The organism is Exiguobacterium sp. E4787 (assembly GCF_018618375.1).
Lineage (GTDB): Bacteria > Bacillota > Bacilli > Exiguobacteriales > Exiguobacteriaceae > Exiguobacterium > Exiguobacterium chiriqhucha.
In genome coordinates, this window is record NZ_JACSLY010000034.1 from 1 (window position 1) to 1,238 (window position 1,238).

Annotated in this window: 1 protein-coding gene; it reads left to right on the forward strand. The window is 32.0% G+C overall.

All coding sequences use genetic code 11. The annotated features are described in order from the left end of the window. The first annotated feature begins 581 nt into the window (after positions 1–581). Positions 582–1,118, forward strand: coding sequence for a hypothetical protein (locus KNP80_RS15745; RefSeq protein WP_214835084.1), 537 nt, complete (start codon positions 582–584; stop codon positions 1,116–1,118). The last annotated feature ends 120 nt before the right edge of the window (positions 1,119–1,238 follow it).

Sequence of the window (1,238 nt, forward strand, 5' to 3'; positions counted from 1 at the left end):
CATAAAAAATCCCTCACTTCGGATCATGTGTCTCACACTCCATTTTCAGGTTGTCAGACTCATTATCCATTAATTTGAGGGATTTTTAATACGTTGATATAAGGGATTTTAACAGCGTTGATTACACTAGGACCAATGCTATTAAATCATATTGCTGAGAAAGTGAAGAATCGGAACTTCACTGAAGTTAAAATAAGAATTGCCGACAAGGAGTTTACTGAAATTAGAGTTAAGTAAACTCCAAAAAAACATTACGAGTTAACTAACAAAATAAAAATCGTACCTGAATTTTGGTTAGGGTTTATTCGGTTATTCGATAACTACACTTAGATTTTGGATACATCTCTAAAAAAAGACACCTGTAAACCAGGTACACCATGAAAGTTAAATATCCCAGAAATTATATAGATATTTTGGTGATAATAAGTAAGGAATAGATAGAAGATAAATTAGATACAAAAATATAAGTAGATATAAATATGAACAGCATTCGTCGGAGCCTCATTTGCTGTATGAATTGTGGATTGTCTACTTAATCTAAAGAGTAAAAAAATTAAAAGTAGAAATGGAGTAAAAGTAAGTTGGGTAAAAATAATTCATCAAAATCATTGCAGGAAGAAAATAGAGAGTCATTCATCATGCTTTCTAAGTCATTAATTGAAACGAAAAAACTGGGCAAGTACGGTGATCTAGATGTATATCATTTAGCGGTAATTAAGACACTTGCTAATAACTTTCAAGGAGTCGCACTTACTGGAGTGAATCAGTTAATGAAATGCCTAGGAATGAACCTGGAACAAAGCTCGACAAAAATACGTACTAACCAATCCCTTCTAAGACTTCAAGCAGAAGGTCATATAGAAATATATGAAGATATTGAGATGGTGAATCAAATAAATCACTTAAAGCACGCAAATACTTACTTTATTAAACCTACTGGGAAAGATGAAGACATGGGATTTGCAAAAGTTTTTTACAAAGATATAAATAAAATAGCAAATATGAATAGTAATTATAGACCGAAAATATTTGCGACATATTGTAATATTGTTGCTTATATGTTTTATTCTTCGACATCTTATCCACTCTCATATATTAAAATTGATACTATTGTGTAATGCAAAATAGGAGTGCAGAAGTGTGCAACGGAAACGTACACAACTCTGCACTCCTATTTTAGAAAAGAAAAAGGACTTGCCAGCAACCATAATCTCACCCTAACGTTTAAGTTGCGACAC